The following is a 26,652-nucleotide window of genomic DNA, read 5'->3' on the forward strand; positions in this document are numbered from 1 at the left end:
CAGGAAATCGAGCGCTGACGGCTTCGATGGAGTTCACCTCGTGGGTGAGCGCGCTATGCACCTGCCAGCACCGCGCTCGGCGCGCCATGCGGCGTTGCTCCTCCTTGCGGGCAGTAGCCCGCCGCGTCGTCGCCCTTGCAGGGCGCAGGCCTGCCGGAGACAGGCCTTCTTCGCGCTGTCCAACAGCACGCAGGTGCTGTTGGAGCCGCAGCCGCTCAGCCTTGCCTGGCACCCCTATCACGGCAGCGGCGGAGCGCATCCAACTGCTGTTTCCAGGTAGAAAGCTACATGAATGCGAAGTGCTGTAGTCTTCGCGACATCACGGCCTGGCGAGGAGGGCTTTCCGCATGGGAGCCGCCGGCGCCCATGCCGCCGTGCATGTTCATGCTTGCCTGCTTTCACCAGAGCCTGTGCAGTTCGACCGATGCCAATTGCCGTACGAAGCGCGGGCCGGTGAATTCGTCGTGCAGGCTGAGCAGGGCGAAGGGGCCGGTGCGGGCATCGAGCCGTGCGAGCGGGCTGTCGAAGGCGAGGAACACGCCATTGCCCACGGTGGTATGGAAGAGTTCGGTCCACGAGAACAGTGCGCGGTAGTCGTCGATGCCGACTGCCACGATCGCCGCGCGCTTGAAATCCGTGCGTTCGGCAAAGGCCGGTTCGCTCAGGCCGATCAGGGCGCGCAGCGGCACCGCGCGCATGGAGCGGGCGCCGCCGTGCTCGCCATCGACCGTGCAGCGGACGACGAAGTTCCTGATGTCCACGGCGCCGATTCGTTCGAGATCGCCGGCATCGAACGAGCGTGGATGCCGCACCCAGCCACCGATGCCGACATATTGCGGCAGGCCGCCGCCTCCCTGGGCGAACCCGGTGGCGCCGCGACCGCGGGGAGATGTCGATGGAGCCAAGGTGCTCATGGCGGTTTCTCCTGGGGGGCGGGCGGCTCCCGCTCAGGGCCCGTCGAGGGTGCCGGTTTCGCGTATGAATCCGGCCACCCAGCCATCGACCCGCAGCGCGCAGCTGGCGAGGCGGGCGCGGTATTCGGGGACCATGAAGTAGTCTGCGTCGTGCAGGTAGGGGTTGCGCATGCTGCCGACGTCGAGCGCGTCGTGGCCGATATCGACCAGGCGTCCGCCCACCCGGTTGAACTGGTGGGCGTAGTGGCCTTCGATGACGCCGCCGAAGACTTCGCGCACGAAGAGGGAGCCGTACTTGCAGGCGCCCGAGAGATCGGCCGGCGCCGGCGCGTGGCGCTCGGCGGCGAATTCGCACCACATGCGGAAGACGAACGCCTTGGCGTCGGCAAAGCGGGCATAGCTGTAGGGGATCAGGGCGTCTCGGGCGCGCGAAGACATGGCGGGGGGCTCCGGGGTAGAGGTGCCTTCTCGCGTGCGGCGCCTCGGGCCTTCAGGCCGCCACCGGCGTGTCCAGCACCGCCTTGAGGTTCAGCGTCATGCGGGTCCTGGTGGCATCGGCATAGGGGCAGATGCCCTGGGCGCGTTCCATCAGGCTGTCAGCAGTGGGCTGGTCGAGCGGGCCCGCCATGAAGGCGGTCAGGCTCAGTGCCATGCGGTAGGCACCCTCGAAGTTCACGTACATCGACAGCACCGCTTCGACGTAGCAGCCGCGCAGCGGCAGCCTGTCGGCCTTGGCGATATGCCGTATGGAGTGTTCGAAGCAGGCTCCGAAGGCCGCTGCGAAAAGCTGCTCGGGGTTGGGGCCATCGCCCTTGCCTCCCATTTCCGGGGGAACGGCGAGCTTGAGCTTGAAGCTGCCGTCCTCGCTCTGCACCTGGCCGCCGCGGCCGCCCTGGGTCAGCATGGTGGTTTTGTAGACGAGATCCATGGTCGTCGCTTCCTTCGATGCTCAGCCGAGCAGCTTCCTGCGCTCGGCTTGCGAGAAGTTGCTGAAATGGCCCTCGCGGGCCGCCGCGCGCCGGTTGGAGGCGATGATGGCCTTGCTCCGTCCGGGCGGCACCGGGGCGCTGACCTGCCGCTCCAGCGCGGTACTGCCGCATTGCGGGCAGGCCGGCATGCCGCCCGCCCGCACCAGGGTCTCGAACCGGTGGCCGCAGGCGGCGCAGTGGTAGTCGTAGAGGGGCATCGCTTTTCTCCTGGGGTCAGTGGTGGTGCGAAGTACCGCAGTTGCCTTCAGCGGCGGCGCAGTCTTCGGGGGGCGTGCCATGCGCGGGCGCGGCGGGGCCGAGGCCGACCCATGCCTGCACGCGACTGATATCGAAGCCGACCATGCGCTGCTCGCCAACGGCCATCAGCGGGCGGCGGATCAGCAGTGGCCGGGCCAGCAGCAGGGCGAGCGCGGCCTCGGCGTCGAGCGCCTCGGGCACCACCTCGCTGGACTTGACGGCCGGCGCTGCACGGTTGAACCACTCGGCTACCGGAAGCGGTGCCAGGAAGGCCAGCAGCGACTCGGCGCTCCACGGCCAGCGCAGCAGGTCGCGCACGTCGAGGGTGTGGTGGGCCGCACGCAGCAGCGCCTTCTGCCGGGCGTTGCCGCCGCAGCCGGGTTTTTCGTAGAAGACGATGTGGGCCATGGATGGATTGCTCAGAGGCTGAGAGTTTTTCGGGCGTGTCCGAGCAACGCCCCACAACGCGCCCGATCAAGGCGTAAAGCACAGCCGTAGCCCGGGCTACGGCGCGCATTTGCAACGCCGAGCGGGTGCGTTTTGGGGTGGTGAGCGGGCATGACCGAAAGATTCTCAGCCTCTCAGGCGACGGTGCGCAGGAGTTGAAGGCAATCGACGGTCGCGGCCATGTCGAGCGCGCTGAAGTCGTCCTGCGAACGCAGGGCGGGGTTGGCGCCCAGGGCCAGCAGCGTGCGCACGATCGCCGCCTTGCCGGAGGATGCCGCGTACATCAGGCAGGTGGCGCCGGCGTCGTTGGCATGGTCGATCGGCACGCCGGCGGCGGCCAGCCGCTGCACGAGCTGCGGGTCGCCGTGCACGCAGGCCAGCCAGAGCGCGTTGTTGCCGTCGGCGTTGGTAGCGGCCAGCGCGACGCCGTGCGCCAGCAGCGCCTCGACGATATCCGCATGGCCGCGCCATGCCGCAGTCATCAGGGGAGTGTTGCCGTGGGCGCCGCGCGCGTCGGGGCCAACGAAGCCTTCGCGCGCCAGCCACGCCGCGAGCGCCGGTGTGGGCGGCTTGCCCGATGGGTTCGCGGTGGCGCGGCTGGCAGTCCAGGCGGCATGGCCGCCTATCAGGTCGCACACGTCGGTGAAGCCGAAGTCGGCAAACATCTGCGCCCACGCCTGGCTGGCGTTGCCGTGGTAGCAGTAGATCAGCACCGGACGCCGGTGGTCGGTGCGCAGCAGCAGCATGTCCTGGTTGTCGCGCGACAGGTGGACGGCGCCGGGCCAGCCATCGCGGGCATGGCTGGCGGCGTCACGGGCGTCGAGCAGCAGCACGTTCGTCCGCTGGAGTTGCCAGGCACCAAGTTCGGCGAGTGTGATGCGGCGGAACATGCGTTTGCCTTTCATGGGCGTGTGGCCTCCTGCCGCGCGTACCGGTCATAGGGCGCTTCGGTGGTGATGCGCGGGTCGATCAGGGGCAGCCCCACGCTGAAGTGGTAGACCACCTGCCAGCGGGAAGGGGGATTGCCGGCCAGCCCCAGCAGCGCGTGGACCGAATCGTCGAAGTAGCAGCCGATGCCGGTGCCGCGCAGGCCTGCGGCCTCTGCTTCGAGGTAGAGCACCTGGCCGACCAGGCCCGCTTCGCGCAGCAACTCGCGGTAGCGCCAGGGCTCGCCGTCGATCGCAGGGTGGAATTCGGCCAGCAGCGCGACGACGAAGATGGCGTCGGCGCCGATGGCCTGGTGGCAGCTCAGGGTACGCAGCGTTCCCGCGAGCGTGGGGGTTGCCGCCATCTCGTACAGCGGCACTTCGGGCGGGGCGGCTTCGACGCGCCGCCATGCCAGCTGGGGCAGGGCGGCGCGCAGCGCGAGATGCGCCGAGGCCTCGCGCGGCAGCAGGTAGGCGCCCGGCGCAAGGCCGTCGATGCGGTGCGGGAACAGCACGGCATGCACGCGGACCGGTGCGGTCCAGACGTCCCACGGCAGCGGTGCGCCAGCGGCATCGACGGTTGCTGGCATCAGGGCGGCGGCGATTGGCCAGAAGCGCTCGGCGTCGAGTCGGGCGCGCCGGTCGAACTGCTGGGCGCTGCGACGCAAACGAATCAGCGCGGCGGCGGCCTTGTCGGTGTCGGGTGGCAGATGGCGCGCGGCCAGCGGCAGCAAGGACGGTACGGCAGCGTGCGTGTCCCGGCGCGATGCCAGCGCGACTTCGTCGATGACGGGCCAGCGGTACATCGGGCGCGCGTCGATCCGGCTGGCCCGACCACTCCAGGCGGCGTCGGCGATCCACGCGAGGAGGTCTTCCTTGCTGGCGGGTTCGTCGGGTGCGTACCGCAGCTCGAACAGGGCTTCGGCTTCCTCGCGCTCGGCGCCGGTGAAGTCGCCGGCGCGGTCCAGGCCCAGCAGCCGCGCGATGGCGGCATGGCCCAGCGGCTGCGCTTGCACGCGCCAGCCGAGCACCGCGGCGGCATAACGCAGCGCGCCGATGGCGTGGCCGATGTCGAGCTGGCAGTAGCGGAAGGCGCGCTCGCCGTATTTCCAGGCTTCGCGCCAGTGGATCGAGCTGAGGCCGACCAGCAGGCGCGGCGCTTGCGCGCCGACCTTGCCGTCGGGCCGCGCCGTGCGGGCGCGCAACTCCAGCGCGTGTTCCCGGGGAGCGTAGTGGTGCAGGCCGTCTTCGAGGTCCGCGACGCCCCGCGTCAGCAGGTAGGCCTCGGTCGGATGCAGGTTGCCGCTGGAGGGCGTGCAGCGCAGGGCCCAGCGGTCCGGGCCGGATTGCTTCCAGGCCGACAGCGCGAAGGAGAGTTCGAACAGCAGGCCCACGCTGTCGCGCGAAGGCCAGCGAGGCGCGACCGCGCCCGGCGCAAAGATGCGCGACCAGGGCGTGTCGTCGCCGTCGCCGGGCAGCGGCAGCAGTGTGGCGGGTGCCCCTGCAAAGCGGCGGAACGGGTCGGGCTGGGCATCCCAGTCGAGCGTTTCCGGGCCGGCGGCATAGCGCTCCAGCCGGTGCTTGGTGCGCGCATGGTAGGCCAGCACGGTGGCCGCACGCGCTGCGGGCTCGCCATCATGGCCCGCGTCGGCACCTGGCTGGCTCTGTGCCGATGGCGGCGCACACGGCGCGGTTGGCGGGCTGGCCGGCATGGCTCTACCGCCCGCCCACGCGGCGGGCCAGGCGCAGCAGCTCGAGGCCGCGGTCGGCGGCCATGTCGAACGCATTGCGTCCGTCGGGGGCGCTCAGGTGGGGCGCGGCCCCCAGCGCCAGCAGCATCCGGACGATTTCCACCCGCCCGCTGGCTGCGGCCTGCATGAGGCAGGTAATGTCGTCGTCGTTGGCGTGGTCAATCGGCGCGCCGGCCTCGACCAGCCGCAGGATGGTGGCGGGGCCGCCATGCAGGCAGGCGAACCACAGCGCGCTGTTGCCGTCGTCGTTCAGCGCGTCGGGCACGGCGCCGCATGCCAGCAGGGCCTCGACTACTGCCTCCTCCCCCTGCCACGCGGCGCGCATCAGGGGCGTGTCGCCATTGGCGTCGCGCGCCCGCAGGCCGGGGAAGTCCTGCTGCGCGAGCCATGCGGCAAGTGCGCCTGGCAGCGCTGCGCGTGGCTCTGCATCCGCTGCAGTCCAGTCGGCGGTACCGCGGGCGGCAATGTAGGCCACCATGGCGGGGGCTGGGGCCGTGCCGTGGCGCAGGGAGTTCATCGGGTGGCTTGCCGCGTCAGACGGGGCGGTTCTCGTTGGGGTTGCGCACGGGGCCCATCAATTCCAGCCCTTCGCCGTAGGTGATGGTGTCGAAGGTGACGTCGAACTTGAGCGCCGCGTCGGCCACGGCGTCCAGCTTGCCGGCGGTGTCTTTTTTCTTCAGGTCGTTTTTCTCCAGGTACAGCAGCGTCAGCAGTTCGTTGTAGACCGTCGATTCGTCGATGGGCAGCACGTAGAACAGGGCCCCCTTGTAGGGTACCTGGTACTTTTTCGACAGATCGATGTTGTTGCAGAACAAAAAGTACTTGCCTCCCGCGCTGAGCGTGTCGCCCAGCACCTCAGCCACGTCCTTCAGGTGCTCGAAGCTCAGCAGGTAGCCGGCGAAGAAGGGCAGATGCTTGTCGCCGACGGTAGCGACGGCCATCACCTGGTCGCAGGTGAGTTCGGGTGGGCGAGCCTCGTCGGCCAGCTTGGGCGCGAAGCGCAGCGCCAGTTCCCCGCGAAAGCCGACGCGGCCGTATTTGCTGGTCGGCGCCTTGAGCACGGGGTTGAGCAGCCGCCCCTCCTGTTCGAGTCGAGCGAACGCGGTGTCGTCGAGCTCCTTGCGGGCAATCGTGGCAGTCATGAAAAGTCCTTGGTGGTGGAGGGAGCCGGGTGGGGCGCTTCCTGGACGTTGCGCATCCAGTCGGCGGTCTTGAAAAAAGCGTTCATCAGTTCGGCCTGCAGCGCGGGCGCGACACCGGCGTCAGCCAGCGCGGCGCGCATGCAGGCGAGCCAGGCGTCGCGCTCGGCCATGCCGATGGCGAAGCCCGCGTGGCGCATGCGCAGGCGCGGGTGGCCTCGGCTCGCCGAATAGTCCTTCGGTCCGCCAAGCCATTCGCACAGGTAGAGCGCCAGCACGGCCTTGGTCCGTGCAAGGTCCGGTTCGTGCATCGCGCGGATGCCTTGCGCATCGGGGCGCATGTCCATGTGGCGGTAGAAGGCGTCGACCAGCCGCGCAACGCCGGCCTCGCCGCCCAGCATCTCGAAATGCGGGGGGCGCGCAGGCATCGGCTGTGCAGAGGTCGTGGCGGCGTTCATGCCGCCTGTTTCTGCAATGACCGTACCAGCCACGCGCGGCGTGCGGCGCGCTGCAAACACGACACAAACGCGGCGCAGGGGCCAGTGGCGCGGTCTTTTCACGACGCGCCATGCAACGTTTGTCGCGAAATGGACAAAGCGCCGGAGCGTCCCTGGGAAGGCCCTGGCAATCCCCTGGAATCCCCGTTTCCCCTCTGACGGCGAGCATGCCGGAGATCCCTGCACAGAGGCTGCAACGGCATGGCATGGAAGCTGCGAAGGAAGGCTGCGCGGACACAAGTCCGGCCGATGCGTGACCCCATAGAAGAAGACCTACAGGCACGACAGGCTGACATGGTCGCGGCTACGCAACCCATGCTTTTCAACCCTTCCTGAATGGAGTACTGCAATGTCCAAACTTCGGCAAATCGCCTTCTACGGCAAAGGCGGCATCGGCAAATCGACCACCTCCCAGAACACCCTGGCGGCCCTGACCGAACTCGATCAGAAGATCCTCATCGTCGGCTGCGACCCCAAGGCCGACTCGACCCGCCTGATCCTGCATGCCAAGGCCCAGGACACCATCCTCTCGCTGGCCGCAGAAGCCGGCTCGGTGGAGGATCTGGAGCTCGAAGACGTGATGAAGATCGGCTACAAGGACATCCGCTGCGTCGAGTCCGGCGGCCCTGAGCCGGGTGTCGGCTGCGCCGGCCGCGGCGTGATCACCTCGATCAACTTCCTCGAAGAAAACGGCGCCTACGATGGCGTGGACTATGTGTCCTATGACGTGCTGGGCGACGTGGTGTGCGGCGGCTTCGCCATGCCCATCCGCGAAAACAAGGCGCAGGAAATCTACATCGTGATGTCTGGCGAGATGATGGCCATGTACGCGGCCAACAACATCTCCAAGGGCATCCTGAAGTACGCCAACTCGGGCGGCGTGCGCCTGGGCGGCCTGGTGTGCAACGAGCGCCAGACCGACAAGGAACTGGAGTTGGCCGAGGCGCTGGCCGGCATGTTGGGCAGCAAGCTCATCCATTTCGTGCCGCGCGACAACATCGTGCAGCACGCCGAGCTGCGCCGCATGACGGTGATCGAGTACGCGCCCGATTCCAAGCAGGCCGCCGAGTACCGCACCCTGGCCAGCAAGATCCACAACAACGCGGGCAACGGCACGATCCCGACCCCGATCACGATGGACCAGCTCGAGGACCTGTTGATGGACCACGGGATCATGAAGCAGGTCGACGAATCGCAAGTCGGCAAGACCGCCACCGAACTGGTCGCCTGACCTGCGCGCGCCCCGGGCTGCGGCCCGGTTCGCCGCAGGACGGACCGGGCCTGCGCCCTCGCCAGATGATGCAAACCATTACCTACCGGAGTTCCCACCATGACCGCCACCGTTGAAGAACGCAAGGCCGCGAACAAGGCCCTGATCGATGAAGTGCTGAAGGCCTATCCCGAAAAGATGGCCAAGCGGCGCGCCAAACACTTGGGCACGTTCGAAGACGGCAAGCCCGACTGCGGCGTGAAGTCCAACATCAAGTCGCTGCCCGGCGTCATGACCATCCGCGGCTGTGCCTATGCCGGCAGCAAGGGCGTGGTGTGGGGCCCGATCAAGGACATGATTCACATCAGCCACGGCCCGGTCGGCTGCGGCCAGTATTCGTGGGCGGCGCGCCGCAACTACTACATCGGCACCACCGGTATCGATACCTTCGTGACGATGCAGTTCACCTCCGACTTCCAGGAGAAGGACATCGTCTTCGGCGGCGACAAGAAGCTCGACAAGATCATCGATGAGATCCAGGAACTGTTCCCGCTCAACAAAGGCATCTCGATCCAGTCCGAATGTCCGATCGGGCTGATCGGCGACGACATCGAGGCCGTCTCGAAGAAGAAGACGAAGCAGTACGAAGGCCACACCATCGTGCCCGTGCGTTGCGAGGGCTTCCGCGGGGTGAGCCAGTCGCTGGGCCACCACCTGGCCAACGACGCCATCCGCGACTGGGTGTTCGACAAGGTCGACCCGAACAAGCGCCCCGAATTCAAGTCCACGCCCTACGACGTGGCCATCATCGGCGACTACAACATCGGTGGCGACGCCTGGTCCAGCCGCATCCTGCTGGAAGAGATTGGCCTGCGCGTGATCGCGCAGTGGTCGGGCGACGGCTCCATCGCCGAGCTGGAGAACACGCCCAAGGCCAAGCTCAACGTGCTGCACTGCTACCGCTCGATGAACTACATCAGCCGGCACATGGAAGAGAAGTACGGCATCCCATGGGTGGAATACAACTTCTTCGGCCCGAGCATGATCGAAAAGAGCCTGCGCGAAATCGCCAGCCACTTCGACGACACCATCAAGGCCAACGCCGAGAAGGTCATCGCCAAATACCGCCCATTGATGGACGCCGTGATCGCGCGCTTCAAGCCGCGCCTGCAGGGCAAGAAGGTCATGCTGTTCGTCGGCGGCCTGCGCCCGCGCCATGTGATCGGCGCCTATGAAGACCTGGGCATGGACGTGGTTGGCACCGGCTACGAGTTCGGCCACAACGACGACTACCAGCGCACCACCCACTACGTGAAGGACGGCACGTTGATTTATGACGATGTGACCGGCTACGAGTTCGAGAAGTTCGTCGAACAGGTGCAGCCCGACCTGGTCGGCTCGGGCATCAAGGAAAAGTACGTGTTCCAGAAGATGGGCGTGCCCTTCCGCCAGATGCACAGCTGGGACTATTCCGGCCCGTACCACGGCTACGACGGTTTCGCGATCTTCGCGCGCGACATGGACATGGCGATCTCCAGTCCGATCTGGAGCCTGACCAAAGCGCCCTGGAAGAAAGCCGCCTGAACCTTGAAGGCCGGTGACCGTCGGTGTGTTCCGATGGTTGCCCGCCGCTCGCCCCATTGAAACCCCCAGGAGTCCGCCATGCCCCAATCCGCCGACAATATCCTCGACCACGAACTGCTGTTCCGCGAACCCGAGTACCAGGAAATCTTCCGCAGCAAGAAGGAAGAGTTCGAGTTCAATCACTCCGACGAAACGGTCAAGCAGATCGTCGAATGGACCAAGACCGAAGACTACAAGCAGAAGAACTTCGCCCGCGACTCGCTCACCGTGAACCCCGCCAAGGCATGCCAGCCGCTGGGAGCGGTGTTCGTCGCCAACGGCTTCCACAAGACGCTGAGCTTCGTGCATGGCAGCCAGGGCTGCGTGGCCTACTACCGTTCACACTTCTCGCGCCACTTCAAGGAGCCGACCTCCTGCGTCAGCTCCTCGATGACGGAAGACGCCGCGGTGTTCGGCGGCCTCAACAACATGATCGACGGCCTGGCCAATGCCTACAACCTCTACAAGCCCGAGATGATCGCCGTCAGCACCACCTGCATGGCCGAGGTGATCGGCGACGACCTCGACGCCTTCATCAAGAACAGCAAGCAGAAGGGCAGCGTGCCGGAGGACTACGACGTGCCATTCGCCCACACGCCGGCTTTCGTCGGCAGCCACATCACGGGCTACGACAACGCGCTGCTGGGCATCCTCAAGCACTTCTGGGACGGCAAGGCCGGCACCGCCGCGCCGCTGGTGCGCGTGCCTGACGAAACCATCAACTTCATCGGCGGCTTCGACGGCTTCGTCGTCGGCAACATGAAGGAAATCCGCCGCATATTCGAACTGTTCGGTGTCGAGGTCAACATCCTCTGCGACCCCTCGGAGAACTGGAACACGCCCACCGATGGCGAGTTCCGCATGTACGAGGGCGGCACCACCAAGGAAGAAGTGGAAGCGGCGCTCCATGCCAAGGCCACCATCGTGTTCCAGGAATACTGCTGCGAGAAGACCAGCAAGTTCATCGCCGAGCATGGTCAGGAAGTCGTCGTGCTGAATGCGCCGATGGGCGTCGCGGGCACCGACGAATTCCTGATGGCGATCTCCCGCATCAGCGGCAAGCCGATTCCCGCGCAGCTCGAAAAGGAGCGTGGCCAACTGGTCGATGCCATGGCCGACAGCCAGGCCCACCTGCACGGCAAGCGCTTTGCGCTGTACGGCGACCCGGACCAGATGCTGGGCACCACCCGGTTCCTGCTGGAGCTGGGCGCCGAGCCGGCCCACGTGCTGGCCACCAACGGCACTGAAACCTGGGCGAAGAAGGTGCAGGAACTGTTCGACGGTTCGCCCTACGGCGCCGGCTGCAAGGTCTACCCGAAGCGCGACCTGTGGCACATGCGCTCGCTGCTGTATACGGAGCCGGTCGATTTCCTGATTGGCAACACCTACGGCAAGTACCTGGAGCGCGACACCAAGACGCCGCTGGTGCGCATGACCTTCCCGATTTTCGACCGCCACCACTACCACCGCTATCCGACCTGGGGCTACGAGGGCGGTCTGCGCACGCTGGTGATGCTGCTGGACGAATTCTTCGAGACGCTCGATGCCAACACCATCGTGCCGGCGAAGACCGATTACAGCTACGACATCATCCGGTAGCCGGGGCTGCCCCGTTTCTTGTTCACTTACCGTATAGCCATGACAGATGCTGTATTGGTCAAGACGACGCAGGATGGTCGCAGGGTCGAGGTGATCGACGGCTGGGTCTGCCTGGCCGGGGTGCGCGAGGCGGACCACCTCGTGCCGCTGCTCGAGCACCCGAACCGCCAGGCCATCGCCCTGGCGGTGCCGGGCGCCTCGCACGTGGCAGGGCGCATACCGCTGACGCACGAGGAAACAGCCATTGCACAGGGCGCGATGGCCGCTGCACGGCGCGAGTTCGACGCCAGCCCGGCGGCCATCACGCAGCGCATTCGGCATGCGGTATGGGCCAAGACCGCCGCCGAGGGCGTGGAATAACTGTGCGCCCCAGGAGAATTTCATGACCACGATTCGCTGCGACGGCACGCGCAACGGCTACAAGCTGCTGTGTAATGGAAGCCTCTACCAATGTGCCTGTGGCCGCGTCGGCTGCCAGCAGAGCAAGGACGCGATGTGCAGCAAGCAGGGCTTCTCGGTGCTGGGCAGATGCGTCGCCTGCGGCGAGGTTGGCAAGTACAAGCTGCTGGCGCCCGAGGCCGTGGGCTTTCGCCACACGCTGATGCAAGACCCACAGACTTCCTGATAGCGCGCGGGAGCCCGGCCGTGATCTACGTGGTGGAACTTCCCGAACAGGGCGACCCGCGCGCCTGGTTCGCCTATGACGACGAGGACTTCGCTCGCAAGGTCGCGGCGTCCGATCCGCTGCAGGCCTGGGAAATCCATGACCGGCTGACGGCGCGCGACCTGCTCGATGCCAATGGTGCTGCACCGGACGACCCTGCGGCGCGCGGGCGCTTCCCGGCGATCTGCGCGCTGGCCGACGAACACGGCTGGGACACGCCGCTGTACCGCGCCGATCATTTGCTGGGCCGCGGCGTGCTGCGTGTCGAGCTGGTGAGCGAGCGCGAGGCGCTGACTGCCGCGCTGTCGGTACGCGCTGGCGGCCGTTGCATCTACTGGAGCGACCGCGATGCCATCGGCGCCTTCGAGGGTGCCGACCCGCGCATTGCCGGCAAGGCGCATTGGCGGGCGCGGCGGGCCCTCTACGAGCAACTGGTGGCGCTCGAAGTGCTGGCCGACGACAACTGAGATGGACACTCCCCCAGGCTTGCCCACTGCGTGTGGCCGCCAACCCCCTCGCCGGGGGCGATACCGGCGGCCCGGCAAAGCCGGTTCCGCGGTATCCCTGGCATTGGGCTGCGCCAGTTTCATGCGTCGCGGGTGGCGCGCGAGCGCCATGGATAACTGAGATGGAACACTCCCCCAGGCTTGCCCACTGCGTGTGGCCACCACCCCCTCGCCGGGGGCGATACCGGCGGCCCGGCAAAGGCGGTTGCGCGGTATCCCTGGCCTCGGGTGCGCCAGTTTCATCGGCTGCGAGTCGTGCGCACCGCGGTGGAGCAACTGACATGAAACCGCGTCTTTCGATTCGATGTGGCTGGCGGATTCTGGGCCAGGGGCGTGATGCGTTCCTGCGCTGCGCGATGTTCCGCGGCCTCGATCCGGCAACAACTGCTTGAAGAAAGGGAAGACCATGCTGCCCCGCATGCAATGCGACATCGTCCGCGGCTGCGGCGAAGCCATCAAGACACTGACCGCGGAGATGGACGGCGAGGAAGAGCTTTTCGCCAGCGCCAATACGCTGGCCTGCGTCGAGTTGTCGCTGCTCGCCATGGCCCAGACGATGGGCCATCTCTCGCCGGCGCTGTGCGGCCGCCTGGCCTGGGTCGATTGGGATGGCTGGCAGGCGCTGCGCGGGTTGCTGGAGCGCGACGTGCAGCCGCGGCGCGAGGAGGTCTGGTACGGTGTGCGCTCGCTGGTGCCGGCCACGCTGCACCTGATCGACCAACTGCGGCGCCACGAGCCCGTGTGGTTCGAGATCGCATATTGAAGTCATCGGCCATGAGCCTGCGTCCGGGCTTGCTGTGCCTGTTCGAGAACCCAACCGACGAAGCCGGGCGCGCGCTGATCCGGCAGTTCGTGCTGGTGCGCGAGGCCGAACGCCATGGCGATGCGGCACGGCGTGGTGGAGCCATCACGACGCTGTTCGGCCATCTGGGTGGCGTGCCGATGAGTGCGCATTCCGACACCGCCAGGCACATCCTGGCCGACAGGGTGGACCAGGTGCGTCCGCTGCGGGAAGCCTGAGAGGCTGAGGCCCGGCATGGCGGCGACGGGACAGCACCTGATCCGGCTCGCGCTGGGCGCCGCGCAGAGTCAGGCCGCGGGTCTGGATGCGGCGGACCAGGCGCTGATGGTGAGCGCGGTGCAGATGAATGCCATCGAGCGGCTCACGCCGACGCAGCGCGCGCGGGTGCTGGAGCGCGCGCTGATGGCGCCCTACCCGGAGGGTTTCTTCCGCGCGCTGCGCGACTGCGCGGGCTTGAAGCGCCTGCTGCCCGAGCTGGATGCCCTGTTCGGCGTGCCGCATCTCTGCGACCAGCCCGAACCGATGGACACCGGCGAGCACCAGTTGCGCGCGCTGGCGCAGGCCGCCCGGCGTGGCACGCCGCTGGCGGTCCGCTTCGCGGTGCTGGTGCACAGGATCGGCATGGGCGGCACGCCGCGCCTGTGCTGGCCCAGCCACCCGGGGCACGAGGTGCGCGGTGCGGTCCTGCTGGCGGCGCTGGCCGCACGCATCGCCCTGCCGGCGGACGTGCTCGATCTGGCCGCGTTGGCGATCGCCGAGTGCGACCACGTGCACCGCGCGAGCGACCTGCGCGCCGGGCCCATCGCCGTGCTGCTCGATCGCGTGCAGGCCGAGGCCCGGCCCGAGCGCTTCGAGCGGCTGCTGCAGGCGTGCATCTGCGACTACGCGGCCTATGCCGGCCACGGCGAGGCTGACTACGCGAAGGCGCCGCGCATGCGCCGGGCGCTGCAAGCCTATCTCGCGGTGCGCGAACCAGCGCAGCCGCATGCGCGGCTCCAAGCGCGGGCGCTGGCCATCGCGCGCGCCCTCGCGCCGGACAGGGAAGGGCGCAGGTGAGCGCGGGAGCGGCCGGACTGCCGGCGCGACGACCCTGTTCTCTCTTGTCGCAAAGCCACTGTCGCAATCCCTTCAAACGCGCCAGGGAACGGCGCGCGGAACCGCCCAAACCCTGCAAAAACGCCTTCGCGCAGCCGCTTTGCCGCTGGCACCAAATCTGCAAAGAAGGGACTACCCCACCTGCCAGGAGTCTCCTCATGTCGGTTTCGCTCAAAGCCAAGATCGCCGAAGTGTTCGATGAACCCGGTTGCGACAAGAACCAGGGCAAGAGCGAGAAGGAGCGCAAGAAGGGCTGCACCAAGCAACTCTCGCCCGGCGCTGCGGCCGGCGGCTGCGCCTTTGACGGCGCGAAGATCGCGCTGCAGCCGATCGTGGACGTGGCGCACCTGGTGCACGGGCCGATCGCCTGCGAAGGCAATTCGTGGGACAACCGCCACGCCGCTTCGTCGGGCTCGCAGCTCTACCGCACCGGCTTCACCACCGACATCAACGAACTCGACGTGGTGTACGGCGGCGAGAAGCGCCTCTTCAAGAGCGTGCGCGAAATCATCGAGAAGTACGACCCGCCTGCGGTCTTCGTCTACCAGACCTGCGTGACGGCGCTGATCGGCGACGACATCGAGGCCGTGTGCCAGCGCGCCAGCGAGAAGTTCGGCAAGCCGGTGATCCCGGTCAACTCGCCCGGCTTCGCGGGGCCGAAGAACCTGGGCAACAAGCTCGGCGGCGAAGCACTGCTCGACTACGTGATCGGCACGCGCGAGCCCGAATACACCACCCCCTGCGACATCAACATCATCGGCGAATACAACCTGTCGGGCGAGCTGTGGCAGACCAAGCCGCTGCTCGATGCCCTGGGCATTCGCATCCTCTCGTGCATCTCGGGTGACGGGCGCTACAACGAGATCGCCAGCGCGCACCGCGCCAGGGTGAACATGATGGTCTGCTCCAAGTCGATGATCAACATCGCAACCAGGATGCAGCAGAAGTACGGCATCCCGTACTTCGAGGGCTCGTTCTATGGCATCGGCGACATGAGCGACACGCTGCGCCAGATATCGAAGCTGCTGGTGCAGCAGGGCGCACCCGCCGACCTGCTGGAGCGCACCGAGCGGCTGATCGAGGTCGAGGAGGCGCGGGCCTGGAAGCGCATCGCCCACTACAGGCAGCGCCTGGCCGGCAAGCGCGTGCTGCTCATCACGGGCGGCGTGAAGTCGTGGTCCGTCGTCGCGGCGCTGCAGGAGGCCGGGCTGGAGATCGTGGGCACCAGCATCAAGAAGAGCACCAAGGAAGACAAGGAAAAGATCAAGGAGATCATGGGCGATGACGCGCACATGATCGACGACATGACGCCGCGCGAGATGTACAACATGCTCAAGGAGGCGAAGGCCGACATCATGCTGTCGGGCGGCCGCTCGCAGTTCGTCGCGCTCAAGGCGCGCATGCCCTGGCTGGATATCAACCAGGAGCGCCACCACCCCTACGGCGGCTACGAAGGCATGGTGGAGCTGGTGCATGAAATCGACCGCGCCATCTTCAACCCCGTGTGGCAGCAGGTGCGCATTCCGGCGCCCTGGGGCGACGACGGGGAAACGCTGGGCGCGGTGCGGCAGGCGGCGCCCGGGAGCGCACCGCCGCAGGACATGGGCTTCCTGGCCGACGTGGCACGCAGGGCCATGGGCCTTGCCCCCGACGAACTGCCCGCCTGAACGGCACCGCACGGGAGCAATCAGGCATGGCCAGCGTCGTCGAATCCAGGAAAGCTTGCACGGTCAACCCGCTCAAGATGAGCCAGCCGCTGGGCGCGAGCTTCGCATTCATGGGGCTGGATGCCTGCATGCCGGTGATGCACGGATCGCAGGGCTGCACCTCCTTCGGTCTTGTGCTGCTGGTGCGCCACTTCAAGGAGGCGATCCCGCTGCAGACCACGGCGATGAACGAGGTCACCACCATCCTCGGCGGCTACGAGAACATCGAGGGCGCGCTGATGAACATCCACAAGCGCAACGCGCCGAAGATCATCGCCATCTGCTCCACGGGCCTCACGGAAACCAAGGGCGACGACGTGCAGGGCTATCTCGTTGCCGTGCGCAAGCGCAAGCCCGAGCTGGCCGACACCGAGATCGTCTACGTCTCCACGCCCGACTACGTGGGCGCGTTCGAGGACGGCTACAAGCATGCCGTCACCGGTATCGTCAATGCGCTGGTCAAGCCGCTGCCCGTGCGGCAGGACCAAGTCACATTGCTGCCGGGCAGCCACCTGTCGCCCGGCGACATCGACGAGTTGCGCGAGATCGTGGAGTCGTTCGGCCTTGCGGCCATCGTGCTGCCCGACATTTCGGGCTCGCTCGACGGCCACATCGCGCCCGACTGGCGCGGCACCACCCTGGGCGGCACCACGGTCGAGCAGATCCGCGCCGCCGGTGCCTCGGCCTTCACCATCGGCGTGGGCGAGCAGACGCGCGAAGGCGCCATGGCGCTGCAGGCCATCGCCGGCACGCCCTTCGAGGTGTTCGAGCGCCTGACGGGGCTGGAAGTCAACGACCGCCTGCTGCAGCGCCTGGCGCAGCTTTCGGGCCGCCCGGTGCCGGCCAAGTACCGGCGCCAGCGCAGCCAACTGCTGGACGCCATGCTCGACGGCCACTTCTACACCGGCGGCATCAAGGTCGCCATCGGCGCCGAGCCCGACCTGCTGCTCGCGGTGGGCAGCCTGCTGCACGAGATGGGCGCCGAGTTGCGCGTGTGCGTGAGCACCACGCAGTCGCCCGCGCACGCGCTGCTGCCCGCCGAGCAGGTGGTGATCGGCGACCTGGAGGACATGGAGCGCGCCGCCGCCGCCGCCGGCTGCGACCTGCTGGTCACCCATTCGCATGGCCGCCAGATGGCCGAGCGCCTGAACAAGCCCTTGTTGCGGGTCGGCTTCCCGGTGTTCGACCGCATCGGCAACGCGCACCGCCGCTGCGTCGGCTACCGCGGCACGATGAACCTGATCTTCGAGGTCGCCAACATGCTGATCGAGCAGATACCGCACCACCACCCGGGCGACTGGCCGCTGACGCCCGAGGCGCAGCGCGCGGTTGCCGCGGCCCCCGCCGCTGCGGCTGCGGCCATTGCCGCCACCGAGCACGCGACGGCTGCAGCCAGCGCCTGACATCCCCGCAGGAAGCCACAGGAGAGCCCCCATGAAAATCGCCTTCGCCACCCAGGACAAGGAGCGCGTCGACGCGCACTTCGGCTGGGCCAAAGCCATCGTCGTCTATGAGGTCACGCCGCAGGGCCACCATTTCGTCGAGAGCTTCGACTTCGGTGGCAAGCTGGAGGAAGACGGCGACGAGGACAAGCTCGCGCCCAAGCTCGACGCCATCAAGGACTGCGCGATCCTGTACGTGGCGGCCATCGGCGGCTCCGGCGCCGCGCGCGTGGTGGCGCTGAAGATCCACCCGATCAAGGTGCCGCAGCCCGAACCCATCCACGAGATCCTGGACAAGCTCCAGCAAGTGCTGAAGGGCACGCCGCCGCCATGGCTGCGCAAGGCGCTGGAGAAGGACGCCCGAAGCGGCGCACGTGCATTCGACTTCGAAGACGAGGAGGAAGTACACCATGGCTGAAGCAGCAACCATCGAGGCCCCCGAGGCCGGCGCGGGCGACGAGGCATTCCTGGCCACCCCCTTCGTGCAGCAGCTCGTCAAGCAGCTGCGCGCGCAGGACACCCATGGCGCCTGGGACGGCAAGAGCGACCTGCAATTGCTCAAGCCCTACATCCACACCGCCGAGGAGCGCCGCGCAATCCCGATCATGGGCGACCCGGACCCGGAGACGCTGTGGCGCCTGGAGCTCTTCTACAACGCCATCGCCGTGGCCATCGAGCGCGAGACCGGCCAGATGGTCTCGCCGATGATGAAGATGAGCCACGAAGGCTTTGGCCGCATGGTGCTCATCGCCGGGCGGCTGGTGGTGGTCAACAAGCAGCTGCGCGACGTGCATCGCTTCGGCTTCGCGTCGCTGGCCAAGCTGGCCGAGGCCGGCAGCAAGCTCTTCGACGAGGCCGTCGCGATGATCCGCGACTACCCCGCGGTGGCCCGGTATGGCGCGTGACGGAGGAGTGGACATGAGCGATGCCGACGAACTCAAGCTGCGCCTGAAGAAGCTCAACGCCCAGGCCACGCAGGCCAAGATGGACCTGCACGACCTGTCAGAGGAGCTGCCCACCAACTGGGAGCAGATCCTCGCGGTCGCCCAGCGCTGCCACGACGCCCATGCCGCGCTGATGGAGGCGCGCAGGCAGCAGGCCGCCGCCGCGGCCTGACGCGGCGCGCGCCCTGAAATCCGGCCTGCCAGCAAGGAGCCAGCGATGACCGTCTTCAGTGTCACCCTTCCCAGCGGCGCCACCTGGACGCCGACCTTCGTCGCCGGACTCGACGAGGAGAAGTGCATCGGCTGCGGCCGCTGCTTCAAGGTCTGCCCGCGCGGCGTGCTCGAACTCGTCGGCCTCGACGAAGAAGGCGGTCGCATCCGCCTCGAAGGCGGCGACGACGAGGATGACGAGTACGAAAGGAAAGTCATGACCATCGCCCACCAGGAGCTGTGCATCGGCTGCACGGCCTGCGCGAAGATCTGTCCCAAGAAGTGCTACACGCACGCCCCCGCGGCGGTGTGAACGGCGCCATGGGCACGCACGCGCTGCTGATGTCGCATGCCGCCGACGCGCGGGACCCGGCGGTGCTCGCGCTGGCCGGCGTGCTTTCGGCGGCCTTCGAGCGCCATGGCCGCGGCCTGCTGCCGATGCCCGGCCTGGACGCCGCCGCCACGCGCGGCCTGTTCGCGCGCTGGTTTCCCGGCGCCGATGCCGCGCTCGGGCTCGACTGGCCGGCGCTGGCCGGCGCCGACCGCCACGAGCCGCGCCGCGACGAAATCGAGGATCTGGCCGCCCTGCTGCGCGACCACGCCGACGGCAATGCCGGCCCCGCGCAGGAGGCGCGGGCCGTGGCCTATGCGCTCGCCTGCGCGAGCCTGGGCGACAACCATCTCTGGCAAGACCTGTTCCTGCCGTCGCGCCGTGAGCTTTCGGCCTTGATCGGGCGGTGGTTTCCCAGCCTCGCGGCGCGCAACAGCAACGACATGAAGTGGAAGAAGTTCTTCTACCGGCAGTTGTGCCTGCGCGAGGAACTGCTGATCTGCAAGGCGCCGAGCTGCGGTGTCTGCACGGACTATGGGCTGTGCTTCGGCACTGAGGAGGCGGCGCCCGCCATGGTCCCGGTGTAGCCGCGAGACTGAGCGCTCCCCGCATGCTTCCAGGCGGATCATTTCTTGATACTACTGGGGAGTATATAGATAGATATGGCTATTTGATTGCGGTGGCAGATGCATGGTAGGGGAGTATATTGTTCCAGTCTCCCGCTGCCGGTTTCGCCGCGGAGGCGGGGCCGGCATCAGTGCCTCGCTTTCACGCCTGGCACGCGCTTGGAGCTAGTGCAGTGTTCAACGCTATGCAGCACATAAAACCGCGCCTTTTGACGCATGGCGGCGTTGCAAATCCTCGCGATAGCGACGGCCATCGCTGTGGTTTGCGCCTTGCCCTGCGCCAAAACGCATCGCTTTTATTTGTGCCGCATAGCATCGAACACTGCACTAGGCACGGTGCTTGCAAGGGATGGACGCGTTGTGTATTCGGATACATAACAAACAATCCGCACGACAGAACCGACACGCCATGGATCCGACACGCCTTGCCGACGAACTACCACAGCGCGCCCGCTGGGCGCCCTGCGACCGGGCCTGCTATCGCACGCTGTACTGGCCGGCGGGCGAGCTGGGGTTTGCGCACACCGACAGGCTGCCGGCCGGCTGCCTGCCGCTGCTGCCGCAGCCGGCGCACCGGTTGCTGGCCCTGTGCGACGAGGCAGGGCTGCGCCGGCTGGTGCAGCTGCACATGCAGCGCCTGCGCCTGACGCCGCTTTTTGCCCGGGCGGGCCGCTGCTTCGACTGCGTGGCCCAGCGGGTGGCCGACTTCGTGGTCGAGTCCTGCGGCGGCCCCCTGTACTACAGCGAGCGCCATGCGCGAATGCAGGCCGGCGCCGGCCTGCCGCTGCTGCTCGACGAGGAAGGGCGGGAAATCTGGCTGGTGCAGCTCTGGCACGCGCTCGACGACGCGGGCTTCCCGCCGCTGCTGCGCGCCGATTTCTGGAACTGGGCCGAGCCGCTGTCGGTGCATCTGCTGGCGCCCAAGGCGCGCCGGCGCGACCTCACGCGCTACCCCTACGACACCGTGCGCAGCTGGTTCCTGGCGCCCGAGCAGGGCCTGCGGCAGGCGCCGCACGGAGGAGACGTCGTGGCATGACAAGCGCTTGCCCTGCGCCCGACCGGGAGCCGGCAGCTTTCTTTGCGCACCTGCGCGCTGCCTTCGGCCAAACCCTGCAGGGCCCGGCCGGCGCCGAAGCGGCCCTGCAGCAGGCCTGGGAGGCTGAGAATCTTTCGGTCATGCCCGCTCACCACCCCACAACGCACCCGCTCGGCGTTGCCAATGCGCGCCGTAGCCCGGGCTACGGCTGTGCCTTGCGCCTCGATCGGGCACCTTGTGGGGCGTTGCTCGGACAGGCCCGAAAAACGCTCAGCCTCCGGGACGACTTCGAAGGCAATGTGGCGATCCAGCGCGAAGGCCAACCGCCCATCGGCCCATCGCCTGCCACAAGGGCTGCCACAAAAGCTGCCACAAGGGCTGCCCGAGCTGCCGCACCCTGCGCAGCCCGGCTGTCCGACTTTCCGCAAAGGCACGAATGACCGATTCCCTGCAGCGCTATGGCGTTTTCCTGAATGTCGAGAACCCCGGCGGCAGCGCCGCGCAGGCGCTCGAAGAGACCATGCGCACCGGTGTCGAGGCCGAGGCCCTGGGCTTCGACGACGTCTGGGTCGCCGAGCACCACTACAGCCGCTTTGCCATCGGCAGCGCGCCCGGCGCCCTGCTGGGCTACCTCGCGGCCCGCACGTCGCGCGTGCGACTGGGCACGGGCGCCGCGCTGCTGGCGCTCAACGACCCCGTGCGCGTGGCCGAGGAAGTGGCCACGCTCGATCTGCTGAGCCGCGGGCGCATCGAGTTCGGGGTGGCGCGCGGCGGGCCGTTCCCGGTGCAATACCGGCATGCGGGGCTCGCATCGCCCGAGGCGGCGCGCGAACGCATGCACGAGGCGCTGGCGCTGATCCTGCGGCTGTGGAGCGAGCCGGCCACCTGCCTCGAGGGCCGCTTCTACCGCTGCGACGACCTGTCGATCGAGCCGCGCCCCCTGCAGCAGCCGGTGCCGGTGTGGCTGGCCAGCCTGAGTGCCGATTCGCGGCGACTGGCCGCCGCGCATGGCTACGGCCTGATGGCCACGCCCTCGGCCGACCTGGCCAAGGTGGCGGCGCTGCTGGCACCCGAACGCGCGGCGCGCGGCGACTTTCCGTTTGCCATCGCGCGCTTCTTCCATTGCGAGAGCGACCACCGGCGCGCCGTCGAAAACGGCCTGGCTGGCGTGCGTTCCTACCCCGGCCTGATGGGGGTGCGGTTCACCCCGGCCAGCATGCCGCCGATGTTTGCGCCGGACGCCAGCGACGCGGTCATCCTGGCCAACGCCGTCATCGGCGACCCGGCCCATTGCGCGGCGCGCTTGCGCCTGCTGCAAGAGCAGCTGGGCCCGCACCGTCTGCTGCTGAAACCCGCAGCCCACGACCCGGCGCAGGCGCGCGCCGCGCTGGGGCTGTTCATGCGCGAAGTGGCTGAAGCAGGCGGTCAGCTTAGGGTCAGCCCTTGACGCCGAGGACGAGGTGCGAGGCCTTGATGATCGCGGTGGCCGCCACGCCGGGCTTGAGCCCCAGTTCGTGGACCGCTTCCTTGGTGACGATGGCCGCGACGTCGGTGCCGCCGGGCAGCGTGATCACCACCTCGCTGTTGACGGCGCCGTTCTCCACCGCCTTCACCGTGCCGGCCAGCTGGTTGCGCGCCGACAGGCGCAGGCCGCCCAGGTCGGTCGTCACCATGACCCAGGGCGCCTTGGCCAGCGCGTAGACCTCGCCGCCGACGGCCAGGCCCAGCGCCTCGACGCTGCCCATCGTGACGATGGCGACCAGGGTGTCGCCGCTGCCGACCTGGATGTCCACTTCGGCGTTCACGCTGCCGGGCCGCACGGCACTGATGGTGCCCTTGAAGATGTTGCGAGCGCTGATTTTCATGGTGGCCCTTCGGTTGGAATGTGTGTGGGATTGACGACGCGTTGTATGCTTTGATTGATAGAAAATGTCGTGAATTCGACAATCGATCTCTCGGTGCTCACCATACATCTTTCCTTTGTATAAGGACAACCATAGAGACCGGTGCTTGGCATGAAACTGGCTTTATATGTCCCACACGATACAGCGATTACCGACGCCTGCGCCATTCCATGAACAACCCTCGCTTCCATGCCCGGATGTCCCTCGAAACCGAGGTGGGGGCGGCGCTGTCGGACACCCGCATCCGCCTGCTGGAAGAAATCCAGCGCAAGGGGTCGATCAACCAGGCCGCCAAGGCAGTGCCGCTGTCATACAAGGCGGCCTGGGATGCGGTGGACACGATGAACAACCTCGCGCCCGAGCCGCTGGTGGTGCGCGTCACCGGGGGCCGCCAGGGTGGCGGCACCCAGCTCACCGAGTATGGGCAGCGCATCGTCGCGATGTACCGCGCGCTCCAGATCGAATACCAGGCCGCGCTCGACCGCCTGTCGGAGCGGTTGGGCGATGCCGGTGACTTCGACATCCGCGCCTTCCAGCGGCTGCTGCACCGAATGAGCATGAAGACCAGCGCCCGCAACCAGTTCTGCGGCGCGGTCACCGGCCTGCGCGACGGCGGCGTCGACTATGAAGTCCGCCTGCGGCTCGACGACCAGGCCGAGATCGTCGCGGTAATCACCAAGGCCAGCGCCGAGAACCTGGGCCTGGAGATCGGACGGGAGGTGGTGGCGCTGGTCAAGTCGTCCTCCGTCATGCTGTCCACCGACCGTTCGATGAAGCTCAGCGCGCGCAACCAGCTCTGGGGCGAGGTTTCCGCGATGCACGAGGGCCCGGTGAACAACGAGGTCACGCTGGCGCTGGCTTGCGGGCGCACGGTCACCGCCGTGGTCACGCGCGACAGTTGCAAGGCGCTTGGCATCGCGCTGGGCGTGGCCGCCTGCGCATTCTTCAAGTCGTCGAGCGTGATCCTGGCCTGCCACGACTGAAGCTGGGTTTTTTCCACCGTTTTTTTACCTGGAGTGCAAGCATGCGTCTCACGCTGTCCCGCCTGTTCTTTTCCTTGAGCACCGCCCTGGGCGCTGCCTTGTCCGTCTGCGCGGCACAGGCCGGCGAGGTGCAGGTCGCCGTCGCCGCCAACTTCACCGCGCCGATCAAGGAGATCGCCGCGCAGTTCGAGCAGGACACCGGCCACAAGGTGGTGGCCGCCTTCGGCCCGACCGGCGGTTTCTACACGCAGATCAGGAACGGCGCGCCCTTCGATGTCTTCCTGGCCGCCGACGACACCACGCCCGAGAAGCTCGACAAGGAGGGCGCCACGGTGCCGGGTTCGCGCTTCACCTACGCCATTGGCAAGCTGGTGCTGTGGTCGGCCAGGGAAGGCTATGTGGACGACAAGGGCGAGGTGCTGAAGAAGAACGAGTTCCGGCACCTGTCGATCGCCAACCCCAAGGCGGCGCCCTACGGCCTGGCAGGCATGCAGACGCTGGCCAAGCTCGGCCTGACGGAGGCCATCCGGCCCAAGCTGGTCGAGGGCGCCAACATCACGCAGGCCTACCAGTTCGTCGCCACCGGCAACGCCGAACTCGGCTTCGTCGCGCTCTCGCAGGTCTACAAGGACGGCAAGATCACCGGCGGCTCGGCCTGGCTCGTGCCCGCCAACCTCTATGACCCGATCAGGCAGGACGCGGTGATCCTTCTCAAGGGCCGCGACAACCCGGCGGCCAAGGCGCTGCTCGACTACCTCAAGGGGCCGAAGGCCGCTGCGGTGATCAAGGCCTATGGCTACGAGCTGCAAACCGCGAAGTGATTGCCGCCTGCCGCTGCGCGCTACAGCCGCGGGGATAGTCCAGACACGCCGTCGATGCAGGTGTCGCAACTCGATCTGGCCGCCGTCTGGCTGACGCTGGAACTGGCCTCGATGACCACGGCGCTGCTGCTGGTGGTCGGCACGCCGATCGCCTGGTGGCTGGCGCGCACGCGCTCGTTCATGAAAGGGCCCGTCGGCGCCATTGTGGCGCTGCCGCTGGTGCTGCCGCCCACGGTGCTCGGCTTCTACCTGCTGGTGCTGATGGGGCCGAACGGCCCCGTCGGCCAGTTGACCGGCTCGCTCGGGCTGGGCACGCTGCCCTTTACCTTCGCCGGCCTGGTCGTGGGCTCGACCATCTACTCCATGCCCTTCGTCGTGCAGCCGCTGCAGAACGCCTTCGAGGCGATCGGCGAACGCCCGTTGGAAGCCGCGGCGACGCTGCGCGCCGGCGCATGGGACCGTTTCGTCACCATCGCGCTGCCGCTGGCGCGGCCCGGCTTCGTCACCGCGGCCATCCTCGGCTTCGCCCACACGGTGGGCGAGTTCGGCATCGTGCTGATGATTGGCGGCAACATCCCGGGCCGCACGCGCACGGTCTCCGTGCAGATATTCAACCACGTCGAAGGCATGGAATACGCCCAGGCACACTGGCTGGCCGGGGGCATGGTGCTGTTCTCCTTCTTCGTGCTGCTGACGCTCTATTCCTGCGGCCGCTTCAAGCCGGGCTTGCAATGAAACATGTTTCCTCCGGCTCGGGGCGGCTGCCGGGCGATGGCATCCAGGCGCGCTTTCATCTCGATTACCCCGGCTTCACGCTCGATGTCGACCTGAACCTGCCCGGGCGCGGCGTGACGGCGCTGTTCGGCAGTTCCGGCTGCGGCAAGACCACCTGCCTGCGCTGCGTCGCCGGCCTGGAGCGGGCCCCGGCGGCGCGCCTGGCGGTCAACGGCCAGCTCTGGCAGGACACCGAGGCGGGCGTGTTCGTGCCCACGCACCGGCGCGCCCTGGGCTACGTGTTCCAGGAAGCCAGCCTGTTTCCGCACCTGTCGGTGCGGCGCAATCTGGAATACGGCATGCAGCGGGTGCCGGCCGCCGAACGCCGGGTGGCCTGGGCGCAGGCGCTGGAACTGCTCGGCATCGCCCACCTGCTCGAGCGCATGCCCGGGGGGCTTTCCGGCGGCGAGCGCCAGCGCGTCGGCATGGCCCGTGCGCTGCTGACCAGTCCGCGCCTGCTGCTGATGGACGAGCCGCTGGCGGCCCTGGACCTGAAACGCAAGGGCGAGATCCTGCCCTACCTGGAGCGCCTGCACGACGAGCTCGACATCCCGATCCTGTATGTGAGCCATTCGCCCGACGAGGTGGCGCGGCTGGCCGATTACGTGGTGCTGCTCGACGAGGGCCGGGCGGTGGCCCAGGGCGGCCTGCAGGAGACGCTGGCGCGGCTCGATCTGCCCACGGCGCTGGCCGAGGATGCCGGCGTGGTCATCGAGTCGGTGGTGGCCGGGCACGACGATGCCTACCACCTGACCCGGCTCGACTTTCCCGGCGGCAGCGTGCTGGTCGCGCGCCGGCCCGAGGCGCTGGGGCGCCGGCTGCGTTTTCGCGTGCAGGCGCGCGACGTCAGCCTGGCCACCCAGCGCCTGGAGTGCACCACCATCACCAACTTGCTGCCGGTGCGCGTGATCGAGGTGGCCGATGCCGATACGCCCGCCCATGTGCTGGTGCGCCTGGACGCGGCAGGCACGTCGCTGCTGGCACGCATCACGCGGCGCTCCTGCGACAAGCTGGAGATCCGCCCCGGGCGGCAGATGTGGGCGCAGATCAAGACGGTGGCGCTGCTGGGCTGACCGACTTTCCGCGCGCTGGGCCCCCTGCGCGGGCTGGGCGCGGGCACATGCAGGCGCTTGTGAGACAATCCGCCTTCGTTCCACAGCCCCGCAACCAGCGTTGCCGGGGCTGTTTTGTTTGACTTATCTAGGACTTACGCAAAAGCCATGGAGAGCGATGGACTTCTGAGTTCCTGACGCAAGTAGTCTGAGAGCAACGAACTTTTGAGCTGGTACACAGTGGAGGCACTTGCAGAATTCAAAATAGCAGCAGGCCGGAATTCGCTCAGTGCTCAAATTTTGAGCACTTTTCAACGACCAAGAAGAACGCAGAGCGTTATCGCATCGATTTCCCCTTGTTTGGCCCACGGTTCATCCTCGCAAGGCCCTGCGAGCTGGGTTTGAAATGAGTGTGGGCTAAAAC

33 protein-coding genes are annotated in these 26,652 nt (G+C 67.5%); 22 read left to right on the forward strand and 11 right to left on the reverse strand.

Annotated features, from left to right (window positions below; translation table 11 throughout):
- Window positions 1–398: 398 nt before the first annotated feature.
- From PY257_RS02565 to PY257_RS02610, 10 genes are all read right to left on the reverse strand, one after another.
- Window positions 399–914: a hypothetical protein gene (locus PY257_RS02565; RefSeq protein WP_275738448.1), complete on the reverse strand. Its 516-nt coding sequence runs from the start codon at window positions 912–914 to the stop codon at window positions 399–401.
- A 33-nt stretch (window positions 915–947) separates the two neighbouring features.
- Window positions 948–1,352: a hypothetical protein gene (locus PY257_RS02570; RefSeq protein WP_275738450.1), complete on the reverse strand. Its 405-nt coding sequence runs from the start codon at window positions 1,350–1,352 to the stop codon at window positions 948–950.
- A gap of 52 nt (window positions 1,353–1,404) precedes the next feature.
- Complete coding sequence (locus tag PY257_RS02575) at window positions 1,405–1,842, reverse strand: Ohr family peroxiredoxin (RefSeq protein WP_275738452.1); 438 nt, start codon at window positions 1,840–1,842, stop codon at window positions 1,405–1,407.
- Window positions 1,843–1,863: 21 nt separating this feature from the next.
- Window positions 1,864–2,100 (reverse strand): FmdB family zinc ribbon protein, encoded by a 237-nt coding sequence (locus PY257_RS02580; RefSeq protein ID WP_275738454.1) that lies wholly within the window; start codon window positions 2,098–2,100, stop codon window positions 1,864–1,866.
- A 16-nt stretch (window positions 2,101–2,116) separates the two neighbouring features.
- On the reverse strand, window positions 2,117–2,548 hold the full coding sequence (locus tag PY257_RS02585; protein WP_275738456.1) for an ArsC/Spx/MgsR family protein: 432 nt from the start codon (window positions 2,546–2,548) through the stop codon (window positions 2,117–2,119).
- Between the two features lie 173 nt (window positions 2,549–2,721).
- A complete protein-coding gene (locus PY257_RS02590; protein ID WP_275738458.1) occupies window positions 2,722–3,492 on the reverse strand; it encodes an ankyrin repeat domain-containing protein in 771 nt (256 codons plus the stop codon).
- Window positions 3,489–5,225, reverse strand: coding sequence for a nitroreductase family protein (locus PY257_RS02595; RefSeq protein ID WP_275738460.1), 1,737 nt, complete (start codon window positions 5,223–5,225; stop codon window positions 3,489–3,491). Before PY257_RS02595 ends, PY257_RS02590 begins: the two co-directional genes overlap by 4 nt.
- Before the next feature lie 4 nt (window positions 5,226–5,229).
- Window positions 5,230–5,781 carry an ankyrin repeat domain-containing protein gene (locus PY257_RS02600; RefSeq protein WP_275738462.1) on the reverse strand — a complete coding sequence of 184 codons (552 nt, stop codon included), beginning with the start codon at window positions 5,779–5,781 and terminating at the stop codon, window positions 5,230–5,232.
- Between the two features lie 16 nt (window positions 5,782–5,797).
- Window positions 5,798–6,406: a hypothetical protein gene (locus PY257_RS02605; protein WP_275738464.1), complete on the reverse strand. Its 609-nt coding sequence runs from the start codon at window positions 6,404–6,406 to the stop codon at window positions 5,798–5,800.
- Window positions 6,403–6,861, reverse strand: coding sequence for a group II truncated hemoglobin (locus PY257_RS02610; protein WP_275738466.1), 459 nt, complete (start codon window positions 6,859–6,861; stop codon window positions 6,403–6,405). The genes PY257_RS02605 and PY257_RS02610 overlap by 4 nt, the downstream gene beginning before the upstream one ends.
- 388 nt (window positions 6,862–7,249) lie before the next feature.
- On the opposite strand from PY257_RS02610, the gene nifH reads away from it, so the two are divergent.
- From nifH to PY257_RS02700, 18 genes are all read left to right on the forward strand, one after another.
- Entirely contained in the window at window positions 7,250–8,131 is an 882-nt protein-coding gene (gene nifH, locus PY257_RS02615) for a nitrogenase iron protein (RefSeq protein ID WP_275738468.1), read from the forward strand.
- A gap of 99 nt (window positions 8,132–8,230) precedes the next feature.
- Window positions 8,231–9,694, forward strand: a complete 1,464-nt coding sequence (gene nifD / locus PY257_RS02620) for a nitrogenase molybdenum-iron protein alpha chain (protein WP_275738470.1) — start codon at window positions 8,231–8,233, stop codon at window positions 9,692–9,694.
- A gap of 78 nt (window positions 9,695–9,772) precedes the next feature.
- On the forward strand, window positions 9,773–11,332 hold the full coding sequence (nifK, locus tag PY257_RS02625) for a nitrogenase molybdenum-iron protein subunit beta (RefSeq protein WP_275738472.1): 1,560 nt from the start codon (window positions 9,773–9,775) through the stop codon (window positions 11,330–11,332).
- Between the two features lie 39 nt (window positions 11,333–11,371).
- Complete coding sequence (locus tag PY257_RS02630; RefSeq protein ID WP_275738474.1) at window positions 11,372–11,692, forward strand: hypothetical protein; 321 nt, start codon at window positions 11,372–11,374, stop codon at window positions 11,690–11,692.
- Window positions 11,693–11,714: 22 nt separating this feature from the next.
- A complete protein-coding gene (locus PY257_RS02635) occupies window positions 11,715–11,957 on the forward strand; it encodes a hypothetical protein (protein ID WP_275738476.1) in 243 nt (80 codons plus the stop codon).
- Between the two features lie 20 nt (window positions 11,958–11,977).
- Entirely contained in the window at window positions 11,978–12,463 is a 486-nt protein-coding gene (locus tag PY257_RS02640) for a hypothetical protein (protein ID WP_275738478.1), read from the forward strand.
- Window positions 12,464–12,908: 445 nt separating this feature from the next.
- Window positions 12,909–13,265 carry a hypothetical protein gene (locus PY257_RS02645; protein WP_275738480.1) on the forward strand — a complete coding sequence of 119 codons (357 nt, stop codon included), beginning with the start codon at window positions 12,909–12,911 and terminating at the stop codon, window positions 13,263–13,265.
- 11 nt (window positions 13,266–13,276) lie between these two features.
- On the forward strand, window positions 13,277–13,522 hold the full coding sequence (locus tag PY257_RS02650; RefSeq protein ID WP_275738482.1) for a hypothetical protein: 246 nt from the start codon (window positions 13,277–13,279) through the stop codon (window positions 13,520–13,522).
- A gap of 16 nt (window positions 13,523–13,538) precedes the next feature.
- A complete protein-coding gene (locus PY257_RS02655) occupies window positions 13,539–14,360 on the forward strand; it encodes a hypothetical protein (protein ID WP_275738484.1) in 822 nt (273 codons plus the stop codon).
- Window positions 14,361–14,557: 197 nt separating this feature from the next.
- Window positions 14,558–16,066 carry a nitrogenase iron-molybdenum cofactor biosynthesis protein NifE gene (gene nifE / locus PY257_RS02660; RefSeq protein ID WP_275738486.1) on the forward strand — a complete coding sequence of 503 codons (1,509 nt, stop codon included), beginning with the start codon at window positions 14,558–14,560 and terminating at the stop codon, window positions 16,064–16,066.
- 26 nt (window positions 16,067–16,092) lie between these two features.
- Window positions 16,093–17,508, forward strand: a complete 1,416-nt coding sequence (gene nifN / locus PY257_RS02665; RefSeq protein ID WP_275738487.1) for a nitrogenase iron-molybdenum cofactor biosynthesis protein NifN — start codon at window positions 16,093–16,095, stop codon at window positions 17,506–17,508.
- A 31-nt stretch (window positions 17,509–17,539) separates the two neighbouring features.
- The gene (nifX, locus tag PY257_RS02670; RefSeq protein WP_275738488.1) at window positions 17,540–17,965 is read left to right on the forward strand and encodes a nitrogen fixation protein NifX; all 426 of its coding nucleotides are present in this window, start codon (window positions 17,540–17,542) and stop codon (window positions 17,963–17,965) included.
- Complete coding sequence (locus tag PY257_RS02675) at window positions 17,958–18,452, forward strand: NifX-associated nitrogen fixation protein (protein WP_275738490.1); 495 nt, start codon at window positions 17,958–17,960, stop codon at window positions 18,450–18,452. The genes nifX and PY257_RS02675 overlap by 8 nt, the downstream gene beginning before the upstream one ends.
- Before the next feature lie 13 nt (window positions 18,453–18,465).
- Entirely contained in the window at window positions 18,466–18,663 is a 198-nt protein-coding gene (locus PY257_RS02680) for a CCE_0567 family metalloprotein (RefSeq protein ID WP_275738492.1), read from the forward strand.
- A gap of 45 nt (window positions 18,664–18,708) precedes the next feature.
- Window positions 18,709–19,014 (forward strand): ferredoxin III, nif-specific, encoded by a 306-nt coding sequence (gene fdxB / locus PY257_RS02685; protein ID WP_275738494.1) that lies wholly within the window; start codon window positions 18,709–18,711, stop codon window positions 19,012–19,014.
- An 8-nt stretch (window positions 19,015–19,022) separates the two neighbouring features.
- The gene (locus PY257_RS02690; RefSeq protein WP_275738513.1) at window positions 19,023–19,619 is read left to right on the forward strand and encodes a nitrogen fixation protein NifQ; all 597 of its coding nucleotides are present in this window, start codon (window positions 19,023–19,025) and stop codon (window positions 19,617–19,619) included.
- 448 nt (window positions 19,620–20,067) lie between these two features.
- On the forward strand, window positions 20,068–20,694 hold the full coding sequence (locus tag PY257_RS02695; protein WP_275738496.1) for a globin family protein: 627 nt from the start codon (window positions 20,068–20,070) through the stop codon (window positions 20,692–20,694).
- Between the two features lie 436 nt (window positions 20,695–21,130).
- Window positions 21,131–22,141: an LLM class flavin-dependent oxidoreductase gene (locus PY257_RS02700; RefSeq protein ID WP_275738498.1), complete on the forward strand. Its 1,011-nt coding sequence runs from the start codon at window positions 21,131–21,133 to the stop codon at window positions 22,139–22,141.
- On the opposite strand, the gene PY257_RS02705 is transcribed toward PY257_RS02700, so the two are convergent.
- Window positions 22,131–22,559: a TOBE domain-containing protein gene (locus PY257_RS02705; RefSeq protein WP_275738500.1), complete on the reverse strand. Its 429-nt coding sequence runs from the start codon at window positions 22,557–22,559 to the stop codon at window positions 22,131–22,133. The two genes, PY257_RS02700 and PY257_RS02705, sit on opposite strands and share 11 nt — an antisense overlap.
- A gap of 209 nt (window positions 22,560–22,768) precedes the next feature.
- On the opposite strand from PY257_RS02705, the gene PY257_RS02710 reads away from it, so the two are divergent.
- The 4 genes from PY257_RS02710 to modC are packed head-to-tail and all read left to right on the forward strand — an operon-like array spanning window position 22,769 to window position 26,249.
- The gene (locus PY257_RS02710; RefSeq protein WP_275738502.1) at window positions 22,769–23,581 is read left to right on the forward strand and encodes a TOBE domain-containing protein; all 813 of its coding nucleotides are present in this window, start codon (window positions 22,769–22,771) and stop codon (window positions 23,579–23,581) included.
- A 41-nt stretch (window positions 23,582–23,622) separates the two neighbouring features.
- A complete protein-coding gene (modA, locus tag PY257_RS02715) occupies window positions 23,623–24,402 on the forward strand; it encodes a molybdate ABC transporter substrate-binding protein (RefSeq protein WP_275738504.1) in 780 nt (259 codons plus the stop codon).
- 54 nt (window positions 24,403–24,456) lie between these two features.
- Window positions 24,457–25,137: a molybdate ABC transporter permease subunit gene (modB, locus tag PY257_RS02720; protein ID WP_275738507.1), complete on the forward strand. Its 681-nt coding sequence runs from the start codon at window positions 24,457–24,459 to the stop codon at window positions 25,135–25,137.
- Entirely contained in the window at window positions 25,134–26,249 is a 1,116-nt protein-coding gene (gene modC / locus PY257_RS02725) for a molybdenum ABC transporter ATP-binding protein (RefSeq protein ID WP_275738508.1), read from the forward strand. Before modB ends, modC begins: the two co-directional genes overlap by 4 nt.
- The last annotated feature ends 403 nt before the right edge of the window (window positions 26,250–26,652 follow it).

The sequence above is a fragment of the Curvibacter soli genome (assembly GCF_029211125.1).
GTDB lineage: Bacteria > Pseudomonadota > Gammaproteobacteria > Burkholderiales > Burkholderiaceae_C > Curvibacter_A > Curvibacter_A soli.